The sequence below is a fragment of the Actinocorallia lasiicapitis genome (assembly GCF_054778695.1).
The window spans coordinates 1-26,304 of sequence record NZ_BAAGZI010000042.1 but is presented as its reverse complement, the minus strand read 5'-3'; the positions used below and the strand labels follow the sequence as shown (position 1 = coordinate 26,304).

Annotated in this window: 18 protein-coding genes and 1 pseudogene; 15 read left to right on the top strand and 4 right to left on the bottom strand. The window is 69.9% G+C overall.

The window, feature by feature from the left end; genetic code table 11:
* From ACYVE7_RS07895 to ACYVE7_RS07885, 3 genes are all read left to right on the top strand, one after another.
* Nucleotides 1-249, top strand: a 249-nt coding sequence (locus ACYVE7_RS07895; RefSeq protein ID WP_460363899.1) for a helix-turn-helix domain-containing protein, incomplete at its 5' end; no start/stop codon positions are given.
* A gap of 158 nt (nt 250-407) precedes the next feature.
* A complete protein-coding gene (locus ACYVE7_RS07890) occupies nt 408-1,442 on the top strand; it encodes a ThiF family adenylyltransferase (protein ID WP_460363898.1) in 1,035 nt (344 codons plus the stop codon).
* Nucleotides 1,439-4,267 carry an AAA family ATPase gene (locus ACYVE7_RS07885; protein WP_460363897.1) on the top strand — a complete coding sequence of 943 codons (2,829 nt, stop codon included), beginning with the start codon at nt 1,439-1,441 and terminating at the stop codon, nt 4,265-4,267. The genes ACYVE7_RS07890 and ACYVE7_RS07885 overlap by 4 nt, the downstream gene beginning before the upstream one ends.
* Nucleotides 4,268-4,289: 22 nt before the next feature.
* Here ACYVE7_RS07885 and ACYVE7_RS07880 read toward each other — a convergent pair whose 3' ends face one another.
* Complete coding sequence (locus ACYVE7_RS07880) at nt 4,290-7,121, bottom strand: helix-turn-helix transcriptional regulator (protein WP_460363896.1); 2,832 nt, start codon at nt 7,119-7,121, stop codon at nt 4,290-4,292.
* Nucleotides 7,111-8,325, bottom strand: a complete 1,215-nt coding sequence (locus tag ACYVE7_RS07875) for a cytochrome P450 (RefSeq protein WP_460363895.1) — start codon at nt 8,323-8,325, stop codon at nt 7,111-7,113. The genes ACYVE7_RS07880 and ACYVE7_RS07875 overlap by 11 nt, the downstream gene beginning before the upstream one ends.
* 154 nt (nt 8,326-8,479) lie before the next feature.
* Here ACYVE7_RS07875 and ACYVE7_RS07870 point away from each other — a divergent pair, with 154 nt between their 5' ends.
* Nucleotides 8,480-9,433, top strand: a complete 954-nt coding sequence (locus ACYVE7_RS07870) for an Lrp/AsnC family transcriptional regulator (RefSeq protein ID WP_460363894.1) — start codon at nt 8,480-8,482, stop codon at nt 9,431-9,433.
* Nucleotides 9,434-9,437: 4 nt separating this feature from the next.
* Here ACYVE7_RS07870 and ACYVE7_RS07865 read toward each other — a convergent pair whose 3' ends face one another.
* Nucleotides 9,438-10,349: a chymotrypsin family serine protease gene (locus ACYVE7_RS07865; protein ID WP_460363893.1), complete on the bottom strand. Its 912-nt coding sequence runs from the start codon at nt 10,347-10,349 to the stop codon at nt 9,438-9,440.
* A gap of 191 nt (nt 10,350-10,540) precedes the next feature.
* On the opposite strand from ACYVE7_RS07865, the gene ACYVE7_RS07860 reads away from it, so the two are divergent.
* The 11 genes and pseudogenes from ACYVE7_RS07860 to ACYVE7_RS07810 all read left to right on the top strand — a co-directional run bounded on the left by ACYVE7_RS07860 (nt 10,541) and on the right by ACYVE7_RS07810 (nt 24,708).
* Nucleotides 10,541-10,765, top strand: a complete 225-nt coding sequence (locus ACYVE7_RS07860; protein ID WP_460363892.1) for a hypothetical protein — start codon at nt 10,541-10,543, stop codon at nt 10,763-10,765.
* A gap of 45 nt (nt 10,766-10,810) precedes the next feature.
* Nucleotides 10,811-12,865, top strand: coding sequence for a hydantoinase/oxoprolinase family protein (locus ACYVE7_RS07855; RefSeq protein WP_460363891.1), 2,055 nt, complete (start codon nt 10,811-10,813; stop codon nt 12,863-12,865).
* A pseudogene (locus ACYVE7_RS07850) lies at nt 12,865-14,817 on the top strand (hydantoinase B/oxoprolinase family protein). Before ACYVE7_RS07855 ends, ACYVE7_RS07850 begins: the two are co-directional and overlap by 1 nt.
* Before the next feature lie 194 nt (nt 14,818-15,011).
* Nucleotides 15,012-16,043, top strand: coding sequence for a Rieske 2Fe-2S domain-containing protein (locus ACYVE7_RS07845; protein WP_460363890.1), 1,032 nt, complete (start codon nt 15,012-15,014; stop codon nt 16,041-16,043).
* Nucleotides 16,044-16,151: 108 nt separating this feature from the next.
* Nucleotides 16,152-17,393, top strand: a complete 1,242-nt coding sequence (locus ACYVE7_RS07840; protein ID WP_460363889.1) for a cytochrome P450 — start codon at nt 16,152-16,154, stop codon at nt 17,391-17,393.
* Between the two features lie 431 nt (nt 17,394-17,824).
* Nucleotides 17,825-19,786, top strand: a complete 1,962-nt coding sequence (locus ACYVE7_RS07835) for a 3-deoxy-7-phosphoheptulonate synthase (protein WP_460363888.1) — start codon at nt 17,825-17,827, stop codon at nt 19,784-19,786.
* Entirely contained in the window at nt 19,783-21,159 is a 1,377-nt protein-coding gene (locus ACYVE7_RS07830) for a hypothetical protein (RefSeq protein ID WP_460363887.1), read from the top strand. The genes ACYVE7_RS07835 and ACYVE7_RS07830 overlap by 4 nt, the downstream gene beginning before the upstream one ends.
* Nucleotides 21,116-21,964 carry a maleylpyruvate isomerase N-terminal domain-containing protein gene (locus tag ACYVE7_RS07825; RefSeq protein ID WP_460363900.1) on the top strand — a complete coding sequence of 283 codons (849 nt, stop codon included), beginning with the start codon at nt 21,116-21,118 and terminating at the stop codon, nt 21,962-21,964. Before ACYVE7_RS07830 ends, ACYVE7_RS07825 begins: the two co-directional genes overlap by 44 nt.
* 142 nt (nt 21,965-22,106) lie before the next feature.
* Nucleotides 22,107-23,138, top strand: coding sequence for an amidohydrolase family protein (locus tag ACYVE7_RS07820; protein ID WP_460363886.1), 1,032 nt, complete (start codon nt 22,107-22,109; stop codon nt 23,136-23,138).
* Nucleotides 23,135-23,872 (top strand): PIG-L deacetylase family protein, encoded by a 738-nt coding sequence (locus ACYVE7_RS07815; protein ID WP_460363885.1) that lies wholly within the window; start codon nt 23,135-23,137, stop codon nt 23,870-23,872. Before ACYVE7_RS07820 ends, ACYVE7_RS07815 begins: the two co-directional genes overlap by 4 nt.
* Nucleotides 23,873-23,892: 20 nt before the next feature.
* Nucleotides 23,893-24,708 carry an MBL fold metallo-hydrolase gene (locus ACYVE7_RS07810; protein WP_460363884.1) on the top strand — a complete coding sequence of 272 codons (816 nt, stop codon included), beginning with the start codon at nt 23,893-23,895 and terminating at the stop codon, nt 24,706-24,708.
* Here the strand turns inward: ACYVE7_RS07810 and ACYVE7_RS07805 are convergent.
* Nucleotides 24,703-25,920: a 4-hydroxybenzoate 3-monooxygenase gene (locus tag ACYVE7_RS07805; protein WP_460363883.1), complete on the bottom strand. Its 1,218-nt coding sequence runs from the start codon at nt 25,918-25,920 to the stop codon at nt 24,703-24,705. The two genes, ACYVE7_RS07810 and ACYVE7_RS07805, sit on opposite strands and share 6 nt — an antisense overlap.
* Nucleotides 25,921-26,304 lie beyond the last annotated feature (384 nt).

The following is a 26,304-nucleotide window of genomic DNA, read 5'->3' as shown; positions in this document are numbered from 1 at the left end:
ACCCGTGCCGAGCTCCGCGCGGCCGGCAGCCGGTCGCCACGGGGCGCGGGCCAGGGCACCGCCGCCCTGACGCCCAGCGAGCGCAGGATCATCGGGCTCGCGGCGGACGGCATGTCCAACCGGCGGATCGCCCAGCAGCTCTACGTCACCCAGAAGACCGTCGAGGTCCATCTGACGAGCGCCTACCGCAAACTCGGCATCACCCGGCGCACGGAGATCGCCCGGATCCTCGGCGAGCTGGGCACCTGAACGTCCGGCAGGGCCGCACCGGCCTACTCTTCGGGTTTCGACTCGGGAAAGGCCCTGATGGCCGACGGACCGTCGAAAGCGACAGTGAGCTCATGACAGTTCCCTCACTTCGTCGGCCTGAACTTCTCTACACTCCGGACGGCCACTACCGTCCGCAGTTGTTCGCCGCTGATTCGCCTTCCGCCTGGGAGGAGCTCGACACGCTGCTGCGTTCGGGTGCGGTCGCCGTCGCCCATGACACCATCGAAGCGCAGGTCGAGGAGCTCATCCGCTGCCGGTGCCCGTTCGTCGACGCCAAGTCGGCCGCCGAGATCAAGCACCGGCTGATCGGCGAGGCTCCCCAACGCTATGGAACCTGGGTCTGGTACCCCTGGTCGGGATCGATCATCCACACCCTCCCGGAGCCGGAGTTCCGGGAGCTGCGCGGCAACCGGAACCTGCCGCTGATCTCGCCCGCGCAACGCGCCGTCCTCGCCGCCCGGCGGATCGGGGTGGTCGGCCTGACCTCCGGCGCCGAAACGGCCAGGGGCCTGTGCCTGGAGGGCATCGGCGCGCACCTGCGGCTGTCGGACGGCGGAACGGTCGAACTCAGCCATCTCAACCGGATCGGCGCGCGCCTCGCCGACGTCGGCGCTCCGAAGGCGGACTGGCTCGCCCGCCGGCTCACCGAGACCGACCCCTACCTCGATGTGGAGGTGCGGCCCGCGGTGACGGCGGAGACCGTCGGCCGTTTCTGCGACGGCCTGGACCTCATCGTCGAGCAGTGCGACGACCTCCCGACCCGCTTCCTCGTCCGGGAGCACGCACGGACGCGGGGGATCCCCGTGGTCAGCGCCGTCGACGAATGCGACCTCCTCGACATCGAGCGCTTCGACCTGGACCGCACCCAGCCGGTCTTCCACGGCCTCGCCGGAGCCCTCACCTCGGCCCAGGTCCGTGCCCTTTCCCCCGACCGCCTCCGCAGCCTCCACCTGCATCTGACCGCGCACGAGAACCTCCGCGGCGGCGTCAAGGCCGCCCTGCCGCGCCTGGGCAAGGAGCTCGCCTCCTGGCCCAGACGCGCCTCCGACACCGCCGCGGCCGCCGTCTCCTCCGTCCGCGCCATCCGCCTCATCCTCCTCGCAACCGACGACTTGCCGTCCGGCCGCTACTTCGTCGACGCTGAGATCGACAGGACGAAAGGGGCTCCATGAACCAACCGCGCGAGGTCCGGCTGCTGGAACGCCGCGAGGAACTCCACATGATCGACGACCTGCTGGACCGGTCCGCCCAGGGCGGCGGGGGCGGCATTCTGCTGCTGGGTCCTGCGGGCATAGGGAAGACCTCACTGCTCGGCGCGGCCCTGGTCAGGGCGGAGACCCGCGAGCACAGGGTCATGTCCGCGAGCGGGTCCACGCTCCGCAAGGACACCGCCTTCGGCCTGCTCCTCGACGCCTTCGGCGCAGCGCTCGAAGGAATCCCGCGGGAGGAGCGGGCGGCGATGTTCGCGGGGGCGGCGGCTTCGGCGGCGCCCCTGTTCGACCGTGCGGACTCCCGAGAACACGGCGGTGAGTTCGAACTGCTGCACGGCCTGTTCTGGCTCATGCTCAACCTCGGCCGCGGCGCGCCCGTCCTCCTGCTGCTGGACAACCTGCAGCTCGCGGACGAATCCTCCCTGCGCTTCCTGGCCTTCACCCAGAACCGCCTGGAGAACGAGCGCGCCGCCCTGCTCTGCGCGACGAGGCCGGAAAGCCACTCGGCAGCCGCTCAGCGCCTCCTCGATCTGATGATCACCCATCCGGCCAGTCGTGTGCGACGTCCCCGTCCGCTGTCGAGATCCGCCACCGGCGAGCTGATCGCCGACAGGTGCGGGCTCGCGCCGGGCGAGGAGTTCCTTTCGGCATGTCACCACGAGACCGGCGGCAACCCGCTCTATGTCTCCGAACTCGTGCGCGGTCTGTCGGATCAGGGCCTCACCCCCGTCGACGAGCTCGCCGAACGCGTCACCACGATCGGTTCGAGCGCGATCTCCTGGCGGGTCTCGCAGGAGCTGGCCCGGCTCACCGGCGCCGCCAAGGCCACCGCGACCGCGCTCGCCGCCCTCGGCCCGGACGCCGATCTCCAGCGGATCAGTGAGGTGACCGGCCTGACCATGGACGACGTGCTCGTCGCGAGCAGCGAACTGGAGGCCGCCCACCTGGTGCGCGGGCCCGCGGCGGGGACGGCGGGGCCGCCGGAGTTCACCCACCCGCTACTCCTGGAGACCGTCTACTCCCTGCTGTCGCAGGAGGAGGCCGTCCGCATCCACAGGGCCGCCACCGACGCGCTGTCCGAGAGCGGCGCGACCCCGGAGGAGATCTCCGCGCACCTGCTCAGGGCGGGCCGGCCACGCCCGGCCGACCTGCCGATCCTCGTGGAGGCCGCGAAGACCTCGACGCGTCGTGGCGCGCTGGGCGCGGCCAACATCTTCCTGCGGCACGCCCTCCAGGCCGAGCAGCCCGCGGCCGGACGGCTCGCGCTGCTCCTGGAGGCCGCCCTCATCGCCTCCCAGGTCGACATGGCAGGCACGCTCGAACTCGTCGACGAGGCGTTCGAGCTGACCGACGACCCGCTCACCCGCGCGGCGCTCGCCGGCATGGCGGGCACAGTCGCCCCGTGGCTGGCCAGGGCCGACCTCATCGAGCTGGTCGTCCGCTGTGCGGAAGGGCTTCCGCCGGAGGCCGACGATCTGCGGCGCCGACTGGAATCGATTCTGCTGGGCATCCCGCAGATGCTGCCCGGCTGGGACCATCTGCTGCCGCGGCTGGAAGCGGCCAGGAAGCTGCTGCCCTCCTCATCGGTCGAAGGCGCGCTCCTCGAGGCGATGATCGCTTCCTGGGACATGCAGGCGGCCCATCCGCAGGCGTTCCAGCGCGCGTCGACCGCCCTGGCCAACCCCGGTTTCCGGAGCGCGGTGGCCCGGGGGGCGCTGAGCGGGACGCCGGCGTTCATCGTCGCCTTCCACGACGAGCCCAAGCGCGGGATCCGCGCCTACTCGGCGCTCATCCACGAGGCTCAGCTGGTCGGCTCGCTGTCGACGCTGGCTTTCACCCAGATGTGGCGGGGCTCGGGCTGGCACCGGATCGGCCAGCTCGCCGAGGCCGCCGAGGACTTCGGCTACGCGCTCGAGGCCGAGCGCCTGGCGCCCTCAGGCCCCGTCCTGGAAGCGTCGCTCGGGATGCTCGCGGCGGTCCGGATCGACCAGGGGGATCTCGAGGACGCGGAGCGTCTGCTCCGCAGGTCCGACGAGCTGCCGCCGGATTCGGGGGTCTTCTACTACTCGGCCCACGCCTGGGCCTTGCTGCACTTCGCCAGGGAACGGTACGCCGACGCCCTCCGGAACGCGCTCAGCGCACGGCAGCGCTACGCTATGGGCGGCGGCAGGAATCCCGCCGTCCTGGCCTGTCGCGGGATCGCCGCGCTCAGCCTGCACAGGCTCGGCCGGCACGACGAGGCGGTCGAGGTCGCGGCTACGGAGTTGGTGATCGCCCGGGAGTGGGGGAGGCCGGGTGCGCTCGGCCGCTCGCTGCGCGTCAACGGACTCGTCTGCGCCGACCGGGACGGGAGGAGGGAGCTGCTGCGGGAGTCCGCGCGGATCCTGGAAGGCACCGACTACCTGCTCGACCTGGCCGAGACCCTGTGCGTCCTGGGTGAGGACGAGCTCGACTCGGGCGATCTGGACGCGGTGCAGGAATATCTGGGCCGCAGTCTGGATCTGGCGCACCGGTGCGGGGCGAACCTGCTGACCGAACGGGCCCGCCGCGCGCTGCGGCGGGCCGGTTACCGACCCCGCCGGACCGCTCTCACCGGGCCCAAGTCCTTGACGCCGAGCGAGTCGCGGGTCGCTGAGCTGGCCGCGCGGGGGCAGACCAACCGGGAGATCGCCCAGAGCCTGTTCGTGACGGTCAAGACCGTCGAGGTCCATCTGTCCAACGCCTACCGCAAACTCCAGATCTCCAAGAGAAGCCAGATCGAGGCCGAGCTGAGAGCGGAGGACTGACCGGCCCCGCGGCGTTCCACGATCACCCGGCGTCCTGCGCCGCCAGCATGTCCCGGAGCTGGAATCTCCGGGTGAGGCCGAGCTTCTTGTACACGCTGGACAGGTGCACCTCGACGGTCTTGACGCTGACGTAGAGCCGTTGGGCGATCTCCCGGTTGGTGAGTCCCGCGACGGCGAGCTGCGCGACGCGTTCCTCGCTCGGCGTCAGGGCGTCCCTGCCGATCTCGTGGGCGGAGTGCCTGCGGCCGCCGGGCCGTCCACCGGCCGCCCGCAGTTCACTGCGGGCGGCCTCCGCCATCCCTCGCGCGTCGAGTTTCTCGATGAGGTCGAGTCCTTCCTCCAGGAGGGTGCGGGCGACGGCGCGCTGGCCCCGCCGCCGGTTCGCCGACCCCAGATCTATCAGCGCCTTGGCCAGCTCCAACCGCGCGCCACAGCCCCGGAGCAGCTCGACACCCCGCTGGAGATGCCTCTCCCCGCTCCCCGGCCCCTCGATGCGACCGAGGACCCGCAGACTGCGGCCGACCACATGAGCGGCCCCCCACGCTTCGGCCTTGTCCAGTTCCTCCCGGGCGAAGTCCAGTGCCCGCTCGTGGTCGCCCATGGCGTGCAGGCAGAGCGCCGCGTCCGACCGCCAGGCCACCACCGCCGGATTGTCCCCCGCCCGGTTCCGCAGCCACCGGCCCGCGCCCAGAGCCGACTCCAACGCGTCGGCGTAGGCGCCCTGCGCCATCAGCAGCCGGGTGCGGGCCTGCCTCAGACCGTGCCCGATCGTGTAGGGCGGGGGTGAGCCGCCCGGGGCGAGCCGGTCCAGGAGTTCCTCCGCCTCGTCGAGACGTCCGCGTTCGACCAGCACTTCGGCCAGATAGCCGGCTGCCATCCGGCTGACGCCGTCCATCGGCGCCCTGCGCCCGAGGGCGAACACCTCGCGCAGGTCGGCTTCCGCGAGGACCAGTTCCCCCTTGCGGAGCCGGCCGAGGCCGCGATGGGTGTAGGGCAGCGCCAGGACGTTGGCGCCGCCGCCCTTGCCGCCTTCGATCAGTTCGGAGAAGGCGGCGATGCCGGAGTCCAGATCGCCGAGCAGCAGTACCAGGGAGCCGATCTGGCCGTCCGTCGCGCCGGCCGACGCCGCGTCGATCATCGCGGGGTGGCCCAGGGCGATCCGGGCCCTGGCGAGGCCCTGGGAGTCGCCCTGCAACGCCTCATGGAACGCGATCGCCGACTGGAGGAGCGCCGCGTCCAGAGAAGCCGACCGGGCGATCTCCCGCAACCCCGGGATCCGGGCCGCGTAGCCGGGGACGGCGTCGGCGACCATACCCGCGACGAGCAGGGCCTCCTCGACTCGGCAGCGCACGCCGGTCTCGTGTTCGGGCACGCCGTCGGCCAGCCCGGCCAGGCGTTCGGCCATGTCCTGGCCCTGCCCGAGCCAGATCTGCGCCCAGACCGCGGCCGCCGTCAGCCGTGCCGTCTCGACGGGGTCGTCGACGAGCCGCAGCGCCTCCTGGAGGTGCTCCAGCGTCCGGGCCATGTCGACGCGCCCCGCCACCGCGATCGTCGCGTCGAGGATCCGCAGCCGTGTCGCGTGCGGTGCCTCGGCCCGCAACGCGTGGGTGAGGTAGCGGTAGGCGCTCTCGGGATCTCCCTGCGCGGCCGTCCGGTCGGCGATCCGCAGCAGCAGGTCGAGGTGCTCGCGGGGCGGCGCCGGGAGGGTCAGGAGGTGGGAGACGGCGGCCTCGGGGTCGCCGTCCTGCCGGATCAGGAGTTCGGCGGCCTCCCGGTGGTAGCGGAACCGCACGGGGATGGCCAGTCGCTGGTACACGGCGCTCCTGATGAGGGGATGGAGGAAACGGACGGTCGACCCTCCCCGCTCGGGTGCGCTGAGGAGCTCCAAGGTCTCCAGCTCACCCAGGCAGGTCCAGAGCTCGGCTTCGGTCAGGCCGCTGAGCAGCCGGAGATGGCGCAGTTCGGCGGGGTCGCCCATGACGGCGAGCGCCTCGGCGACCGAACGCGCCTCGGGGCTGAGCCGGCGCAGCTCCACCGCGAGCCGGACCATGAGGACTTCCGCGCCGAGCAGTTCGACGGTCTCGGGAGTGATCTGCCGGACGGTGAAACCTCCGTCCGCGAGGGCTCGTGCGACCTCCTTGACCAGCAGCGGGTTGCCGTCGGTGAGCTCCAGGCAGGCGGCGACCGCCTCCCGGGACGGTCGCTCGCCGAGCGCCGTCTGGAGCACCAGCCGGACGGCGTCGCCGCTGAGGTTCGCCGGGATCAGCGGCCGGACGTCGTCGTGGATGAGCGCACCGAGCACGCCGTCCGCGCTGGTGTGCCCGCGCGTGGTGCCGACGACCATGACGTTCGCCTCGTGCGGCCGCGAACGCACGTAGGCGAGGAAGCGCAGCGACGCCTCGTCCGCCCACTGCAGGTCGTCGACCGCGAGCAGCAGCGGCCGGTCCTGGGAGAGCTGGACGGTCAGCCAGTACAGGCTGTGCACGAGCGCCATCTCGTCCGGCGCGCCGTGGTGCCCGAACCGTCCGAAGAGACGGCCGGCGGGCTCCGCGGACCCCGCCAGCCAGCGTTGGCGGTCCCCCTCGTCCGACCTGATCAGCAGCCCTTCGAAGAGCTGGCGCACCAGCCCGAAGGAGAAGTCCTTCTCCAGGGGGGACCCGCGGCCGGACAGGGTGCGCAGTCCCCGTGCCGAAGCCGTCTGCAGCGCCTCGTTGAGCAGGCTGGTCTTTCCGCGGCCCGCCGGGCCGGCGACGACGGCGAAGGAGCCTTCACCGGTCATGGCCTGACGGATCCCGGCGGTCAGGACGGCGATCTCCGCGTCGCGCTCGAGGAGGAGATCGATCTCAGTGGTCACAGACGAGAAGGGACTCGACGACCGTCGCCCGCTCGTGCCGGCTCCAGACCGGCGGGGCCGCCCAGACCGGCAGCGGGAACCGCGCGGTGAGCTGCCGCAGCACCTCCTCGATCTCCATCTGGGCGAGGAACGCGCCGACGCAGTAGTTCCGTCCCGCTCCGAAGACGAGCGGGCGGCGCTGGTCGGTGCGCGCGAGATCGAACGTGTCGGGCGAGGCGAAGGCCGACTCGTCGCGCTGCCCGGAGATCACCGAGCAGCGGAGCCAGGTTCCGGCTTCGACCTCGAGACCGTCGATGACGGTGTCCGACAGCGCGATCCGGTCGATGACCCCGACGCGGGGCGTGTAGCGGATCGCCTCGGTGACGGCCGCCCCGATCCGTTCGGGCTCCCTGGCGATCGCGTCCCACTGGCCCGGCGCCTCGATCAGGTCGATGAGGGCGGTGGCGAGCTGCATGGTGGTGTTGTCCGTGCTCGCCTCCAGCAGTTCCATGGTGCTGTTGACCAGCTCGTCCTCGGTCAGCCCGCCGGACTCGCCGTAGGCGAGCATGGCGGAGAGCAGGTCCTCGCCGGGCCGGGCCCGCCGTTCGCTGAGTTTCTCCAGCACGTAGGCGCGGAGATCCTCGGCCGCGCCGAGGATCTCCGCGCGGTAGGACGGGTCCTGCCGGAACATCTTGAGGATGGCGTCGGAGGTCCGGGTGAGGAAGTCCGCGTCCTCGTCGGGGGCGCCGATCAGCCGGCAGAACACGATTCCCGGCAGCGGGACGCAGAGCCGTTCGACCAGGTCGATCTTGTCTCCCGGCTTGCTGTCGCCGAGGAGCGTCTCGGTGATCTCGCGGATCATCGGCCGCCAGTTCTCGGCCTGGGCGGGGGTGAAGTAGCCCGCGATCGCGCCCCGCAGCCGGGTGTGGCGGGGCCCGGTGGCGTTGTGCATGGAGTCGCGCAACTGGTCGGCGAACCAGGTGCCGTCGAGCCCGCAGGCCGAGGCGATGCCGTCCATCCCGGTGCCCAGCCGGCGGTCGATGAGCGTGTCGCGGATCTGGTCGTGCCGCAGCACCTCGATGCCGCGCTCGCTCCGGAAGGCCCAGTCCCGGGCGCGGTGCTCGGCGAGGTAGCCGAGCAGGTCGGTCTCCATCCGAGGATCCGTGACGTCCATCGTCGCCAGCTCGCCGACGGTCCGCAGCCTGGAGGCGGAGGGTTTGGGCATGAAGAAACTCCTTGAGATGCCCCGATGTGTCTTGCGCCTTTTGTCGCTAGAGACTAGAAAACGATAAAAACCGAGGAAAGAGAAGGGCTTTTGTTAGATAGATCAGTCCGGTATGGTTCGCCACACGCAGTGATCGGGAGGATAGGGTTCCGCTGTGGTCTCCAGCCCCCAGGCGCAGCCGTTGGATGACGTCGACACGCGCCTGATCGACGCCCTGGCCGGTGACGGCCGCGCGTCCGTCCGCACCCTGGCGGCCTGCATCGGCGTCCCGGAATCCACCGCCAGGGCACGCCTCACGCAGCTCCTCGCCTCGGGCACCGTGAGCGTGCTGGCCATGGCGCACCCCGCCGCGCTGGGGCAGACGATCGTCTTCTACGCGCACGTCGAGTGCAGGACCGCTCCGCCGGCGGACCTCGACGCCCTGCCCGCCCTCGACGACTCGCCCTGGATCGCGCAGTCGGCGACCGGTCCTCGGCTGCTCGTCCAGATGACCTCGAAGGACACCGACGGTGTCCGCCGGTACCTCGACCTGCTCCGGGAGCTCGACTGGGTCAGGGCCGTCCACTCCTCGATCGTCCTGGCGCTCCACGCGGGCCCGGGCGCGGAGGGCTCGATCAAGGCCGCGCCGGGCGCCTGGGCCGTCGACGTGCCCGAGCTCGACGCGGTCGACCTGCAACTGATCCGGCTGCTGCGGGCGAACGGCCGGGCGAGCTACACGGATCTGGCGCAGGCCGTCGACCGGTCGATCGCCTCGGTCCGGCGTCGTGTCCTGAATCTGCGGGGCACCGGCACGATCAGGTTCACCACGATCATCGCGCACCCGCTGGGCGCCGGTTTCCGCGCGACCGTCGCCCTCGGCGTCGACGCCCGGCACCGGTCCGGCGCGCTGGCCCGGCTGACCACGATGGACGGCATCGACTACGTGGCCGAGACGACCGGCACACCGGACATCCTGTGCTCGGTCGCCGCGCTGGACCGCGACGGACTCTCCGACCGCATCACCCGCACGACGACCCTCGACGGCGTCCTGTCCTATGAGGCCACCCCGATCAACGTCCGCCGCAACCGGCTCCGCTGGACGGCCGGCCGGGCGGAAGAAGGACCCTGACCGCTCAGGGCGTGGTGGCGATCTTGGCGCCGAGGTGGGCCTCGATCTTGGAGACCTTCTCGGCGTAGATCCACTGGCCTGTCAGGTCGCCGCCGATGATGATCCCGTTGGCGGTGGCGCCGGAGCCGGCGGTCGGCGTGTACACGGGTCCACCGGAGTCGCCCGGTGCTCCGGCCGCTCCCGCCGCGCGGAATCCGAGCATCACGTCCACGACGCACCCCGCGGTCGGCGGGCAGAAGACGGCGTGCACGTCGATGACGCTGACGGAGCAGCGGGCCTTGGTCAGCCTGCCGCTCGCGCACACGTCGGCGCCGGCGACCGGGTCCGCCTTCGCCGTGACGGTCCGCGTGATCGGCGACCCCGGATCGGTGTAGATCTTGTTGGTGTAGGCGCCGCCGCCTTGGATCGCCAGGACGTCCCGTGGCGGATAGTTCTTGCCCTTGGTGAAGCCGTAGATGTTGAGGCCGGAGATGAGCCATTCGTCGTTGTCGTAGCAGTGCGCGGCCGTCACGGAGCCCCGGGCGCCGTTCGGGTACTGGACGGAGAACCCGGACGTGCAGTTGATCACGTTGGCCAGGATCGAGGCGCCGCCGTAGTGCGGGCTCGCGTCGTACTCCCGGCCGCCCGTGAAGGTCCGCACGGAACCGGACTCGATGACGATCCTCTCCTTGAAGCGCGCCGCCAGCTTCCGGAGGGGAACCGCGCCCCGCTCATCGGTCATGACGTGGACGCGCGGATCACCGGCCCGCTGGTAGGCCCCGTAGGAGATCGAGGTCGCGGCCGGATCCCAGGACCGTTCGGTGAGGGTCCTGAGGATGTCGCCGGTGTCGGCGCGGGCGGGGGAGTGGGCGCCTGCGAGGAGCAGGGCGGACAGGGCGGAGACCGCCAGGGCGCGGAACGGGATTCTGCTTCGCATAGGTGACAACTACCGGCAGGCCGCGGCCGGTCGCCTCGGGGTCCGACCCCTGGCCCGATCCCTGAGAACGCGTGGCGTGGGCGACGGGGCAAAGGTAGGGGAGGGCGCTAGGGGGCGACGCCGATGAGGGCTTCCCGGATCTCCCGGACCATGGAGCCCGGTCCAGCCGGACCGGAGCGAGGGGAGACCGGGTGACCGAACACCAGCATGACGACACACCGCAGGTGCCGAGAGAACCGGTGCCGGGCGACTGCCCGCGGTGCGGCGCGGCGGCCCTGCGCGCCTACCCCGTCCTGAGCGAGGGCGGTTGGTTCCTGGTCGTGAAGTGCCAGACCTGCCTCCATTCGGTCAGCAGAGAGCGCTGGACCCTGCTGGGGCCGGTGCGGCTGACCTCGGCAGAGCTCGTTCTGGACTGACCCGGCGCCACGAACCTGTCGACACAGAGACGCGGAGACATGCACATGATCGGAGTAGACGTCGGTGGCACCTTCACCGATGTGGTGGCCGTCCGCGACGGCGTCATCCACACGGTGAAAGTGCCGACCGACTCCCAGCGGACGGAACGGGGCGTCCTCCTCGGAGCCGAGGAGATCGGAGTGGCGCACGCGAACACCTTCAACCACGCCAGCACCCACGGGCTCAACGCCGTCATCACCCGGCGGCTGCCGAAGATCGCGTTCCTGACCACGCTCGGGCACCGCGACATCCTGGACATCGGCCGGACCTGGCGTCCCGTCGAAGGACTCACCGACGCGTCCTGGCGCCGCTCGTACGGCGACGCGGCCAGGCCGCTGATCCCGCGCTACCTGCGGCGCGGTGTGCGCGAACGCATCACCGCCGCGGGTGACGCGCTGATCCCGCTGGACGAGGAGCACGCACGGGAGCAGCTCCGCGTCCTGCGCCGCTGCGACGCCGACGGCGGGGTCCAGGGCGTGGCCATCTGCCTTCTCAACGCGTATGTTCGCGCGGACCATGAGGAGCGGCTGCGCGAGCTGGTCCGCGAAGAGCTCGGCGACGTGCCGGTCTCGATCTCCGCCGAGGTCTCCCCGCTGGCCAAGGAGTTCGCCAGGGCGTCGACCACCGTCATCGACGTGCTGATGAAGCTCATCTACGGCGACTACACCAGCGCTCTGGACGAAGGGCTCCGCAAGCGCGGCTTCGCCGGAGATCTGAACTTCGCCGACTGCGCCGCCCAGCTCCTGCCCGCGGACGTCGCCATGGAGCACCCGTTCCGGATCGTGTTCGCGGGACCGGCGGCCGGCACCATGGCGAGCGCCCACTTCGGCGAGCTGATCGGCGCCGCCGACCTGCTCTGCTGCGACGTCGGCGGCACCTCCTGCGACATCAGCCTGGTCAGCGCCGGCCGCCCGTTCGTCAACACGACCTTCGAGCTGGAACACGATCTCGTCGTCAACGCCCTGTCGAACGAGATCTCCAGCATCGGGGCGGGCGGCGGCAGCATCGTCTGGGTCGACCGGGCCGGCGAGCTGCGGGTCGGTCCTGGCAGCGCCGGAGCCGATCCCGGCCCCGCCTGCTACGGCGCGGGCGGTGACCGGCCCACCATCACCGACGCCTGCCTGCTGATGGGCATCCTCGACGGTGACGGGTTCGCCGGCGGGCGCATGACCCTGCGCGAGGACCTGGCCAGGAGCGCTTTCGACGCTCTCGACACCGGCCTGCCGTTCGACCGCCGGGTCCACTACGCCTTCCACATCGGGGTCAACCACATCGCGGAAGGGCTGCTCAACATCGCGGTCAAGCACGGCGTGGACCCGCGTGACCACAGCCTCGTCGCCTACGGCGCGGCCGGGCCGATGCTGCTGCCCGCGGTCCTCGACCTCGTGCACGCCAAGGAGGTGATCGTCCCACCGCATCCCGGGCTGTTCTCGGCGCTCGGCCTGATCAGCTCCGATCTCGTCCACGCCGACAGCCGGAGCGCCTACACGCTGCTCACCGAGGACGCCGCCGCCTCCGTGGACGAGGTGTACGACCAGATGGAACGGGCGCTCCGCGCGCGGCTCGGCGCGACCGTCGCGGACGGGGTGGAGTTCGTCCGGACGTTCGACGGCCGGCTCCTCGGCCAGACCTGGGAGACCCCGTTCGTCGAGGTGCCGTCCGGCGAGATCACCGCTGAGGCCGTCCGGTTGATGGTCTCCCATTTCCACAAGTCCTACGCCGAGCGCTCCGGCACGAGCTTCCCCGACCTGCCCGTCCAGGGGGTCACCTACCGGGTGCACGCGGTCGTCCCCTCGGCGAAGGTCGACTACCCGCGGGTCGCACGCCGGGCGGAAGGGGGTCCGGAGGCGGTCGGCTCGGTGCTGCTGCGCCATCTGGCCGGCACCGACCTTCGGGCGTCGGAGTACCGGCGTGCGGACCTCCTGGCCGGCGACCGTGTCGAGGGGCCGGCCGTCATCCGTGAGGACACCTCCACGACCTTCGTCCTCGACGGCCAGGTGGCCGACGTCGGCGTGTTCGGCGAGCTCCGCATCACCCGGCGAGGAAGGAAGGACCACTGATGGCAGAACGTTCCCCCGTCCCGGAGCGCGTCCGGTTGAAAGACCTCGACGACGACGCCTTCGCCGCGCGCTACGGCGCCGACCGGTTCACCACCAGCGTGCTGGCCAACCGGATGCGCTACGTCGTCGAGCACATGTGCGGCGGGCTGCTGAACAACGCGTTCTCCCTGATCCTGCGCGACTGGTACGACTTCGCGGCGACGATCTCCGGTCCGCCGAGCGCCGACTACGCGATGAGCGCGGTCAGCAACAGCCTCGCCGTGTTCTTCGGAACGATGGCCGACGGCCTGCGCAACACGGTCGAGGAGTTCGGTCCCGACGAGCTCCGCGAGGGCGACCTGCTCATCTGCAACGACCCGTACCGCACCGGCACCCACGTCAACGACGTCATGTTCATCCGTCCCGTGTTCCACGAGGGCAGGCTGCTCTCGTTCGTCACGCTCCGGGCCCACCAGCTCGACATGGGCGGGGTCATCCCCGCGGGGTTCAGCGCCACCAAGCGCAACGTGTACGAGACGGGTCTCGTGCTCGCCCCGCAGCTCCTGTACCGAGGTGACCGTCCGGTCGCCTCGACCTTCAACCTCATCTTCGACAACGCCAGGTTCGGCGAGCTCCTCCTGCCGGACATCAAGACGATCTACCAGAACCTCAGGCTCGGCGAACGCCTGCTGCTGGAGAGCGTCGACAGGTACGGGGTGGAGGCGTTCCTCGGCGCGATCCGCTACACCTGCGACGTGTCGGCCGACGCGATGAGCGAGGCGATCTCCACCCTTCCCGACGGGGTCTACCGAGGGGAGGAGACGATCGACTGCGACGGCGTCGACGACGTCGAGGAGTACACGGTCCGGGTGACCGTGACCAAGGCCGGCGAGAACATCGAGGTCGACCTCAGCGGCACCTCGCCCCAGGCCCGCACCTGTATCAACGCCACGGTCCTGGACACCAAGACCTCCGTCGGGCTCGCGCTCAAGTACCTGCTGGATCCCGCGACCCCGTTCACCTCGGGCACCTACCGGCCGATCGACCTCGTCATCCCGCCGGGCACGGTGGCCAGCGCCGTCCCGCCGGACGGGGCGGTCTTCCTGTACTGGGAGGGTTCGAGCCCCGTCCTCATCGCGGTGTTCCGGGCGCTCGCGCCGGTGCTGGGCGGCAGGGCGGTCGGCGGCGACTACGGATCCCTGTCGATCCACAACGCCAACGGCGTGCACGAGGACGGCACCCCCTGGGTCACCACGGCCCAGTGCGGCGGCGAACACGGCCCCTGGGGCGCCACGCAGGCCGGTGACGCCGACAGCTACGAGGTGTTCTACCTCGCGAACAACCTGGATCCGGCCACGGAGGCGATCGAGGCGGACGTCCCCGTGGTCGTCCTGCGCAAGGAGTAAGTGCCGGACACCGCGGGCGCGGGCACGCACCGGGGCGGCGCCGCGGTCCTCAAGGACACACTGTGGCTGACGGACGCCGAACACTGGTCGAGCCCGCTGCGCACCAAGCAGACGAGCGGTTTCGGGGTCCACGGCGGGAAGGACGGCCCGGCCGGCGGCGTGTGGCTGTTCGACCGGGACGCCTTCGACGTGGCGGCCGAACGCGATCTGGTGCCGCTCGGGCCCGCGGTGTACGCGCGTTCCACCCCGGTCGCCGGTGTTCTCGATCCGGCCGCCAAGACCCTCGATCCCGAGCACGGGACCTACTTCTACTTCGCGAGCAACCCGGTCTGGCGTACCGGGCCCGGCGCGGTCTTCCGCTACATCACCAGCGGCGGAGGCGGTTGGGGCGACCCGCACGCCCGCGATCCCGAGCTGGTGCGGCAGGGCGTCCGGGACGGCTACCTCACCATCGACGGAGCGGCACGCGACTACGGCGTCGTGATCTCGGGAGATCCCGAGGCGGACCCGGAGGGCCTGCTCGTCGATCACCTGGCGACGGAGGAGCGACGGGCACAGCGTCCCTGATCTCCGCCGGCGAGACTGACGGGCCCGGCACACGCGCCGTGCCGGGCCCGTCAGTCCTTCGAGCTGACCTTACTTCGTAAAGGCGCTGGGCCTGGTAGGCCCGAGAGCCCTGCCGCCTGGACGTTCCCGCGGCCGCGTGGTGATTAGTAGGAATCGGCGGTCTCAGGAAGAGAGCTCACCTGGTGGGGGAGAACATGACACACGCGCAGCGTCCCGTGGACACGGCTTCGGATCGCGGTCCGCGGGGCATCGCGGACCGGCGGCCGGCCGACTCACCACCGGCCTACCCCTACGGCTGGTTCGCGGTCTGCTTCTCCCGCGAGGTGTCCCCGAAGCGCGTGGTCAGCCGAAGATTCATGGACCAGGACGTCGTGGTCTTCCGGACGGAGGAAGGAGTCCTCCGGGTGAGCGAAGCCCACTGTCCGCACCTCGGCGCCCATCTGGGCCATGGCGGCCGGGTCGTGGGGGAGTGCCTTCGCTGTCCGTTCCACGGTTTTACCTTCGGGCTCGACGGCCGCTGCGTGTCCACGCCCTACGGGAGTCCGCCGCCTGGGGCCCGGCTGAGGTTCTTTCCCGCGCTGGAGATCTGCGGTGTCGTCATGGCCTTCCACGGGCCGCCGGGGGAGGAGCCGTGGCCGCTCGAAGGGCCGGACACCACCGGGTTCTGGCGTCCGTACAGCACGTTCAAGATGAAGGTCGACAGCCATCCGCAGGAGATCACGGAGAACAGCGTCGATCTCGGCCATTTCACCGTCCTCCATGCTTTCAAGGACGTGGAGATCATCCAGGCGCCGGCCGTGTCCGGGACCAGGCTGGAGGCGTCCTACGGCTTCGTCCGACGTCTTCCGCTCCTGCCAGGGGTCCGCGTGCTGATCGAGATCAGGGTCGACGGGCTCGGCTGCTCCGTCGTCGACGTGGGGCTGCTGGGCTGGCGGATGCGGCAGCTCGTGCTGAGCACGCCGACGGGCGCCCGCGGCGTCGAGGTGTACGTCGGGACGTCCCTCCGCAGCAGGGCAGGCGGACGTCCTGGCCGGATCCTGCTCGCTCCCGTCGAGTTCGCGATCAAGCGTTTCCTGCTGCACATGGTCAAACGGGAACTGAGGACCGACGAGGCCGTCTGGCGGCACAAGAAGTACCTGGGGCGGCCCGCCCTGTCGGCGGGGGACCGGCCCATCGCGACCTATCGCGCCTGGGCGCGCCAGTTCTACCCGGCGGACGGCGGCTGACCGCGCCAAACCCTGGGGTCGGTCTTAGGGGTTGCCCGGTGGGGAGCGGCGCCGCGGCGCGCGAGGGTGGAGGTGCCCCGAAAGCGGAGCCACTTCGAAGGGAACGGAATGAGCGCGCCGGACAGACTGGTCGAGGACCTGAGCACCTTCAATCCCTTCGGGCCGCACATGGAGACGCTCTATGACGTGCTGGAGCTCGCCAGAGAGCAGACGCCGATCTTCTTCTCGGAGGCGCTCGGCGCGTGGTGCCTGACGCGGTACGAGGACATCAAGGCCGTCGCGTCGGACCATGCGACGTACTCGTCGGCGAACACGTTCCCGCGCCCCACGGGTATGCACCCGGAGGCGCAGCGGGCCGTGGACTACCTGTTCGACGATCCCATCCTGACCATCATCGATCCGCCCCTGCACCGGCCGCAGCGCCAGATCGTGCACGAGGGGTTCGGGCCGAGGGCCATCGCGGGTTTCGAGCCGGCGATCCGGTCGGTCATCGAGAGCTGCGCGGCGGAGCTGCCGGCGGCCGGCCGTTTCGACCTGGTCAGCGAGTTCTGTGACCGCATCACGCTGATGAGCGCGATGAAGGTGATCGGCTTTCCGGACGAGGATCTCGCGCTCCTCTCGGACGGCGTCCACGACATGATCACGCTCGCCATGAACGGCCCGAATCTCGACGTCGAGGAGCAGCGCATCCGGGGGACGCGCTGCAACGGGGTCCTCGACCACATCGCGAAAATGGTCGAGGACCGCCGTGAGAACCCCCGTGACGACATCATGAGCATGATCGTCCACGGTACGTTCCAGGGGCAGCGGCTCAGCCACGTCGAGCAGGTCAACATCTGCTTCGGCCTCGTCAACGCCGGTTGGCACACCACCGGTGGAACCCTGGCCAACATCATCCGGCTGATGCTCGAGACCCCTGAGCGCTGGGCGGAGCTGGTCGAGGGCCGGGTGACGGCCGAGCAGGTCGCGACCGAGGGGATGCGCTATGACGCCGCCACTCTCGGCTTCTTCCGGACGGTGACGCGTCCCGTCGAACTCGCCGGGACGCGGCTGGAGCCGGGCGACCGGATCCTGCTGTCCTACGCCGTCGCCAATCGCGATCCGCGGTCGTTCTCGGATCCGGAGCGGTTCCTGCCGGGCCGCGGTGACGCGCGCGCCTCGCTGTCCTTCGGGCACGGGGTCCACAACTGCGTGGGCGCCCCGCTGGCCCGTCTGGAGCTGCAGATCTCCCTGGAGGTCCTCGCGAAGCGCTACCCCCGTCTCCACCAGGAGGAGCCGGTGACCTACCGCCCGTTCAGCCAGTTCAAGACCCCCGCATCACTCTGGGTGGTGGGGGATCCCACGGAGTGACGTAACAATCCGGCCCAGGGCCTTTACAAACTTACTTTGTAAAGGCCCTGGGCCGGATGCATCCGCATCCCTGAATACAGAAGTGGACTAAAGGCTCATCACCGAAACACCTGGGCTGGGCAGGCTCAGGAGGTCGCGGGGCTTGTGACGGGCCCCCAGACCTTTCCTAGAGGGGCCTCCAGGGTCGCTTGCGCCCAGAAGAACCGGCCTTTGCCGGTGGACCTCACGGCGTCGGTGGTGCAGGTTTTTCTTCTGTACGGTATTGACCTCTCGCTCTGTCGTTCCCATCAGAATGCTGATTCTGATGGGAACGGGCCAGAGTATTTGTTACTCATGTCGCGGCGGGTGGGCGCGGGTTCTGAGATGGTCGGTTCCGGCCATGGGTACGCAGGCCCTGTTCAGAGTTGTCCGGCGCGTGTTGGTCTTGTTCCGTGATTTTGAACTCGCATATCGACGACACAGATCTGGATGCGCGGTCCGCTGCGCATTCGCCGCCGGTGGTGTTCGCCGGAGATCGCGGCATCGGGGAGACGGCCGGCGGGGGAGAGGGCGGTCGGTTCGCGCCGATCACCCGGATGGTCCTGGCCAATGACGGTTCCACCACGAGGTTGCTGGAGGCGGCTCTCGGGGTGGAGCTGGCGCTGCGCGTCCTGAGTCAGGAGATCGTCTCCTCGGGTGGGCTGGGTGCCGACGTCGGTGCGGCGTTGGGCCTGGTGGGGGCTGAGGACGTCCTGCTCAGGAGGTCGAGTCTGGTCGGTCCGCTGGGGCGGCCGGCGTCGTTCAACGTGGTCGTGGGGCGGCGTCCTCATGATCGGCGGTTGGGGCCGATCATGGCGGACTCGCGGGTGCCGATCGGGTACGGCCTGGAGGGTGTCGGGGAGCCGCGGCGGGAGATCGTCGAGACGGGTGTCGCCCGTTGGCGGGGTGTGGGCGGTGATGTTCCGTGTGCTTTCAAGAAGTACGTCATCAGAATGGATGGGGAGCCGGTTCTTCTCATCAGTGAGTTCTTCGATCCTGAGCTTCTTCCGGTCGGTTCCGGGGTGTGTCTGCCGCGAAGGGGAGGTGTTCCGGAACTGGCTGAGGGGGTGGGGTGGAGTCCGGGTTCTTGGCGTGCTTTTCCGGTCGGTCAGGCGCCTGGATGGCGGGATGGCGCGGAGGCGGAGGGTTGTGTCAGGAGGTTGGCTGAGTTGCCTCCGCTCGTTCGGCCGGATGATTGCGGGGTGTTGCGTGAGCAATTGGCGGAGGCGGGTGAGGGGAGGGCGTTCGTCCTGCAGATGGGGGACTGTTCGGAGACGTTCGCGGGGTTGTCGGGGCGTGCGTTGGAGTCGTGGCAGGCGTTGTTCGCGCTCTGCTCGTTGACGGTGTCGTTTCGGACGGGGTTGCCGGTGGTGGCGATCGGCCGGATCGCGGGGCAGTACGCGAAGCCGCGGTCTTCGGCTGTGCAGCGTGTGCGGTCTCCTGAGGGTGGTGTCCGGGTGGTGCCGGAGTACCGCGGAGACATGATCAATGGTTTTGCTCCGGAGGTGGGGGAGCGTCGTCCGGATCCTGGGCGGATGGTTCAGGCGTATCTGCATTCGGCTGTTTCGTTGCATCATCTGGGGAGTCATCGGGTGGCGGCCGGGGGTGCGGCGGTCGCGGATCTTCTGGCGATGTTGGCTCCGTGTGAGGGGCTTCCGGTGGATCTGCCGCAGCTTCTGGGCTTTATGGGGGTGTTGCCGCCGGAGCGGGTGTTCACGTCGCATGAGGCGTTGGTTCTTCCGTATGAGGAGGCTCTGACGCGGCGTGGTCCTGGGGGTGGCTGGTTCGCGACGTCGGCGCATTCGCTGTGGGTGGGGGAGCGTACGCGTTCGCTGTCGGGTGGCCATGTGGAGTTCGTGTCGGGGATCGGTAATCCGGTGGGGGTGAAGATCGGTCCGGGGTGTGAGCCGGAGGAGTTGGTGGAGCTCTGCCGTCGGGTGGATCCGGGTCGTCAGCCGGGTCGGTTGTCGCTGGTGGTGCGGTTGGGGGCCGAGCGGGTGGAGCGGGTGTTGCCGGGGTTGGTGCGGGCGGTGGTGGCGTCGGGTCAGCCGGTGGTCTGGATCTGTGATCCGATGCACGGCAATACGCGGGTGGCGGGTGGTGTGAAGACGCGTCGGGTGGCGGATGTCGTTGCTGAGATCCGGGCGGTGTTCGGGGTGCTTCGCCGGGAGGGGGTTCAGCCTGGTGGGTTGCATCTGGAGGCGACGGCTGAGCCGGTGACGGAGTGTGTGGGTGGGTGGTCGGGGCTCACTGAGGCGGATCTTTCGGTGGATTACCGGTCGGTGTGTGATCCGCGGCTGAATCCGGTGCAGGTTTTTGAATGTCTGGCGGCTGCGCTTGAGCCGGCTGCCCGGTCTCTGGAGGTGGGTGCGTGAGTGTTCTGGCGGCGGCGTCTGTTGATCGGCTGAATGAGTGGTCGCTCCGGGAGTTGCCGGGGCTGAATCGTGCGGTGTTCTCTGGTGAGCTTCGGCTGCTGGATCTGGTGGGCCGGCTGCGTGGGGAGTTGGTGGCGCTGCCGGAGCCGGAGTCGTTCGGGTCGGCGGATGTGCGGCGGCTGCTGGTGTTGTTGGGGTTCATCGGTTCGTCGGTGGCGCGGCATCGGCAGGAGCAGGATCTGTCGCTGAAGGAGGTGCCGGAGCGGTCGTTCGCGTCGCTGCCTTTGGGTCCGGGGGGCACTCCTTTCCTTGATTACTACGCGCGGCTGGGTGCGCTGGTGGGGCATCCGCGGCGGTTCTGCTTCGCTTCGATGGTCTGGTGGAACATGCCGGAGGTCGAGGTGTTCTGGGAGGGGCGGCTGGTCGGTGGGTTGCCTTCGGTGTTCGCGGATGGTGCTGTCCGGTCTTATACCGGGGCGGTGGGCGAGTACCGGCTCATGGAGATCAATAAGAAGTGCGGTGCGGTCGAGGAGGCGGTGAACCGGTGTCTGGCGCCGTTGCACGAGGGGGAGGTGCGGGCGTCGTCGGAGGAGGGGTTGGGGCGGTTGCATCAGGCGGCCGGGCTGCTTGATGTGGTGCGGGCGTTGTTGCAGGAGTTCGAGGAGCGGCCGCCGGGCCAGGGTATGGACGTCGACTACTTCATGGACGTTCAGCGTCAGTTCGACGTTCATTGGGAGGCGGCGGATGTGCCGCCGAGTGCGGCGCAGGATGCGGAGTTCCTCAAGCGGGATCTGATTCTCGGGCTTGATGTGCCGGGTTATGCGTCGCAGATTCAGCGGATGTTTCCCGCGCTTTTGCAGGTGGATCGGGATGCGCTGTTGGCGTTGGCGGATCGGGTGACGCTCCCTGAGGTGGTTTTGGGGGAGGTCGGGTTGTCGGCTGCGGGGTTGGCGGCGATGGGTCGGCAGGAGCTCTGTGCTGTGGTGCGTCGGCATCCGCAGGTGGCGGCGTGTCATCTGCTGGGTCGTGTGCACGCGGCGGTGTCGGGTGTTCACGTGAAGATCACGCAGAAGTATCTGTTCGCGCCGACGCGGCGTCGTGAGGAGGCGGGGATCGGTGACAATCCGCTGGTGTCGAATCTGGAGGGTGCTACGGGGATCGGTGAGGAGCGGATGAAGGCGCTGACGAAGGCTCGGCGTCGTACGCCGTTGCGTGCTTTGAACGCGGTTCCCGTTCGGGAGCTTGTGGAGGTCGCGCGGTTGAGGCCGCTGGTGACCGTTGATGTTCCGGATATTCCGTCGTTCGTTCGGTTCGCCGCGGGCAGTGCTGATGCGCCGCTCGCGCTTGAAGCAGAGAGGCCGCGTCATGTCTGAGTGGAATTTCGCCGAGTTCGCCGCGAAGAAGAATCTGCTCGCCCGGTTGCGGGTGGAGGCGGAGAGGTTCTTCGCTTTGGTGGCGGAGGAGGGTGTTTGGGAGCGGGGTACGGCTGCGGGGGATTGGCAGGTCCGTGATGTCGCCGGTCATCTGCTGGATGTGACGGAGGGGTATCTGGCTGCTTTCGCGGACGGGGGTGCGGTGCCGGAGGCTCCGTATGGTCTGGCGGGGATGGCCGCCCGGTGTGATGAGCGGGCGCGGAGGTTCCGTTCGGTCGCTCGGGATGATCTTCTCGATCGGCTCCGTGGGGCTTACGGGGCGATGATGGAGATCTTCGAGGGGCTCGGTGAGGGGGATTGGGCCGGGCGGACCGTGTTCCATTTCTATATGGGGCCGCTGCCGGCTTACTTCTATCCGGCGTTCCAGCTCGCGGACTACGCGGTGCATTCCTGGGATGTGCGGGAGGGTTCCGGGCGTGGGCACGCGTTGTCGCGGGAGAGCGCTGATCTGCTGGTGCCGGTGGTGTTCGGGTTGTGGCAGAACACGGCCAAGCCCGGTGCGGGGCTGCAGGGCAGTGCGGTCCGGGTCAGGGTGCTGAACGGGGAGAATCGCGGCGATCACGCGCTGGCGGCTGACGGGTCGGGGGCGCTGGTGGCGTCTGCGGAGGGTGCGGGCGCTGATGGGCTGGTCGAGTTCGATGCGGCCAGCCTGGTCCTCACCGGTTTCGGCCGGGTCAACGCGGGGTCGGCGAGCGGAGACGGCGGTGCGGTCGATGAGCTGCTCGACCGTTTCTTCCGGATCTAGCGTGCCGTCCCGGTTCGTTCTGCGGGCGGGTGCGGTCTTCGATGGGCTCGGGATGTGGGGGGCGGCGTCGGTCGCCGTGGAGGGTGGCCGGGTCCTGGGTGTGACGCGGGGGTATCCGCCGCCGCCTGATGATTGGCCGGTTGTGGAGTTCGGTGACCGGTCGACGGTGCTGCCCGGGCTGATCGACACGCATGTGCACTTGAGTTTCGGTGGCCGCAGGGATCCGTTGGGTGTGCTGCCGGGGCTGTCGGATGAGCGGCTGCGTGAGGTGATCCGGAGTTCGGCGTTGCGGACGGTGCGGGCGGGGATCACGACCGTCCGTGATCTGGGTGATCGCGGTTATCTGGTGGGTGAGGTGGCGGAGGAGTCGCGTGGGCGGCCCGAGTGCGGGCCGCTCGTGCTGGCGGCGGGCCCGCCGTTGACGGCGGCGGGCGGTCACGGTCATCAGCTCGGCGGGGTGGCGGAGAGCCTTGACGCCATCCGGGCGGGTGTCCGTGAGCGTGCCGAGCGCGGCTGTGAGGTCGTGAAGGTCGTCGCGGGTGGGGGCGTGCTGAGTCCGGGGAGTTTTCACCGGGCTTCCTACAGTCGGCGGCATTTGCGGTGTGCGGTGGAGGAGGCTCACCGGCTGGGTCTTCCGGCCGCGGTCCATGCGCATGATCCGCGGGCCATCGCCGATGCGGTCGCGGTCGGGTTCGACACGATCGAGCACGGTGATTTCCTGACCGGTGCGGGGGTCCGTCCTGATCGGGAGCTCATCAGGCGGATCGCGGAGGCCGGGATCGCGGTGACGACGACGCTGGGTGAGATGCCCGGTTTCCCGGCTCCGGAACCGATCGCCCGGCATCTGCCCGAGCTGGCCGCTTGCACGCTGGAGCTTCATGCGGCGGGGGTGCGGCTCGTGCCGGGTACCGATGCGGGGATCTCGCCGGGGAAGCCGCCGGACGTCCTGCCGTATGCCGTGGAGTTCCTGGCGGGTGTCGGGATCCCGGCCGTCGAGCTGCTCCGCATGATCACTTCGACGGCGGCGCGGGTCTGCGGGGTCGCGCCGGCGCGTGGCCGGATCATGACGGGTGCGGTGGCGGACCTGCTGGTCGTGGACGGTGATCCGGTGCGTGATCTGGGTGCGTTGCGCGAGGTCAGCGGGGTTTTCCGGGAAGGAGTGCGGGTCCGATGACCGAGAACCGTTCAGGGGAGGGGGCCGCTGCGGGGTGTCGGCGTGCTCTGGTCGTCTGCGCGCATCCAGATGACGTGGACTTCGGGGCCGGCGGCACCGTCGCGGCGTGGGTTCGGGAGGGCGTCGAGGTGTCCTATCTGCTGGTGACCGACGGCGATGCGGGAGGGGACGGGACGGACCGCGCGCAGGTGGCGCTGCGGCGGCGGTTGGAGCAGGTGAAGGCGGCGGCGGAGCTGGGCGTCAGCGAGATCCTCTGGCTGGGGCGCCGCGACGGGGAGGTCGAGGTCGGTCTCGCGTTGCGGGAGGAGATCTGCCGGGTCATCCGGCGGACCCGGCCCGACCGGATCGTCACGCACAGCCCGGAACGCGACTGGAACTGGATCAGCCCCAGCCATCCGGATCATCTGGCGACCGGGGAGGCGGTGATCAGGGCCGTCTACCCCGATGCCCGGACGGCCGCCGCTCACGCCCGCCTCCTGGTGGAGGAGGGTCTTCAACCGTGGACGGTGCCGGAGGTGTGGATGTTCGGCGGTCCGGTCGTCAACCGGTGGGTCGATGTGACCGACACCGTGGAGCTCAAGCTGGCGGCTTTGCACGCCCATGAAAGCCAGGTCGGAGCCGACACCGGCCTGGATGTGTTCATCCGGAAGTGGCTGCGCGAGAACGCAGAGAAGGCGCGGTTGGGGCCCGGCACGTATGCCGAGGGCTTCTTCCGTGCCGTGATGGTCGAATAGTTTCCGACGAAGGAGTCGTCATGACCGTGAGTTCACCCACCCCTACCTTGATCGCTCCGGACACGCATCTGGTCTCCCATGTCCTGAGCGAACCGGAGATCGGCACCCTGTACGTGAACACGATGGTCGTGCTGGGCCGTGAACCGGTTCTGGTCGACACGGGCGCGGTGTGCTTCCGCGACCAGTGGCTGGAGACGACGTTCGGTCTGGTCGATCCCGCCGACGTCCGCTGGATCTTCCTCACCCACGAGGACATGGACCATGCCGGGAATCTCCGTGAGGCCATGGACCTGTGCCCGAACGCGACGCTCGTCACCACCTGGTTCGGTGTGAGCCGGCACGCTCTGGGCACCCGCGACCTGTGGGCTCCGCCGGCCGAGCGGACCTGCTGGATCGGTGACGGCGAGACCTTCGACGCCGGCGACCGTACCTTCGCCGCCGTCCGGCCGCCGCTGTTCGACGCGCCGACCACGCGCGGCCTGCTGGACACCAGTACCCGGCTGTACTGCTCGGCCGACAGTTTCGGGGCGTTCCTGCCCGCTTACGTCGAGGACGCGCGGGACGCCGACACCGACGCGTGGGAGGAGGGGTTCCTGCACTTCAACCGGATGAACAGCCCTTGGCACACCTGGCTGGACGAGGACAAGCACGCCGCCCATCTGCGGCGGATCGCCGGTCTGGGGATCGAGGTGCTGGCGCCGACTCACAGTCCCGTCCTGACCGGGCCGATGATCGGTGAGGCGCTGCGGCTGACCGCACTGATGCCGGGCCTGCCGAACACCGACGAACCGGGGCGGGCCGCGCTCGACGACGTCATCGAGGCGATGACGTCATGACGGCAGCGCCGCCGCCAGCGCTCTGAGCTCGTCCAGGCCGGGGGAGGCCGCGCCCACGTAGGCCTGGGCGAACGCGACGGGGAACGCGCCGGAGCCGTCGAAGGACCGCAGGCGGGCGTGGCGCAGCCGTTCTTCGAACGGCCCGTCGTGATCCATCCGGTGGATCATCCGGAGCATCCAGTCCGAGAACTCCTGCGCCTCCCAGATATGGGGGAGGCGCAGGTCGGAGTAGTGGCGCAGGAGCGTGTCCGAGCCGTGCCGGTAGTGGTCGGTGAACGCCGCGGCGAGCACCCGGACGTCCTCGATGGCGAGGTTCATTCCTTTGGCGCCCACGGGGGTGAGGATGTGGGCGGCGTCCCCGGCGAGGAACAGCCGCCCGTCCTGCAGGGGTTCGACGACCCTGCTGCGCATCTCCAGCACGGACTTGTCGAGGATCGGGCCCTCGGGGAGATCCGGCATGGCCAGACGTTCGCGGAGCTCCCGCCAGATCCGCTCGTCCGGCCAGTCGGCCGTGGTCTCCCCGAGGGAGCATTGGAGGTAGAAACGGGTCACGCTTTCGGTCCTCGGCATGTGTCCGGCGAACCCGCCGGGCGCCATCGCGTAGACCACTCCGGGTGCTGAGGGCGGTGTCCGGGTGAGCAGCGCGAGCCAGCCCAGCGGGTAGTCCTGGCCGTGGATCCGCAGCCGGCCTTCGGGGACGGCGTGCCGCGTCACCCCGTGGAAGCCGTCACATCCGACGATGAAGTCGCAGGTGAGGGTCTGCGGGCCGGTCTCCTCGGTCCCGTACTCGATGACGGCGGGGCCGTCGGCCGCAGCCCGTACGGACCGGGCCGGCGCGGAGAAGCGGATCGTCCCGCCCGCCGACAGGTGCGTCGCGATCAGATCACGCACCAGGAACTGCTGGGGATAGACCCGGTGGGTGCGGCCGCCGGCCAGGTCCCCGTACCGCACCGTGAGGCGCTGGCCCGCGAATCGGAACTCACACGATCCGTGGTCGACGGCCGCCCGCAGCAGCCCGTCCGCCAGGCCGTGCTCCGCCAGGAACACCGCGACCCGATGCTCGATCAGCCCCGCCCGCGCCCGCGCCTCCACATGGACGCGGCTGTGCGCCTCCAGGACGACGCACTCCACTCCGGCCTGCCGGAGCAGGTTCGCCAGGGTCAGCCCCGCGGGCCCCGCCCCGATCACGCCGACCTGTGTCCTGGTGTTCATGTGCACCGTTTCGAGGGTTCGGGCCGGGCGGCCGCCCAGCGCATTCCCCTGAGATCGCTCATGCGGGGAACGATAGGGACGGGAACGTCCGTCCGGGGTCGCGGAGCGGCAGGTGGAGTACCGAAACCGCGGAGATGAGTAGCGGCCGCTCAACGGCCCGCCGCCGCCGAAGTGCCCGGTGACGCCCTAAATCCAGGGGTTCAGGACTGGGGTTCCACCTGGTGAGCGGCCGGGGTGGCCCATGGGAACCTCGGCCCGACACCCGGGAGGAAATGTGGCGGATCTGCACGGCAAGACAGCATTGGTGACCGGCGCCAGCGGCGGTATCGGCGCGGCCACCGCGGCGCTCCTGGCCGCCCGCGGCGCGCGCGTGGCGGTCGTGGC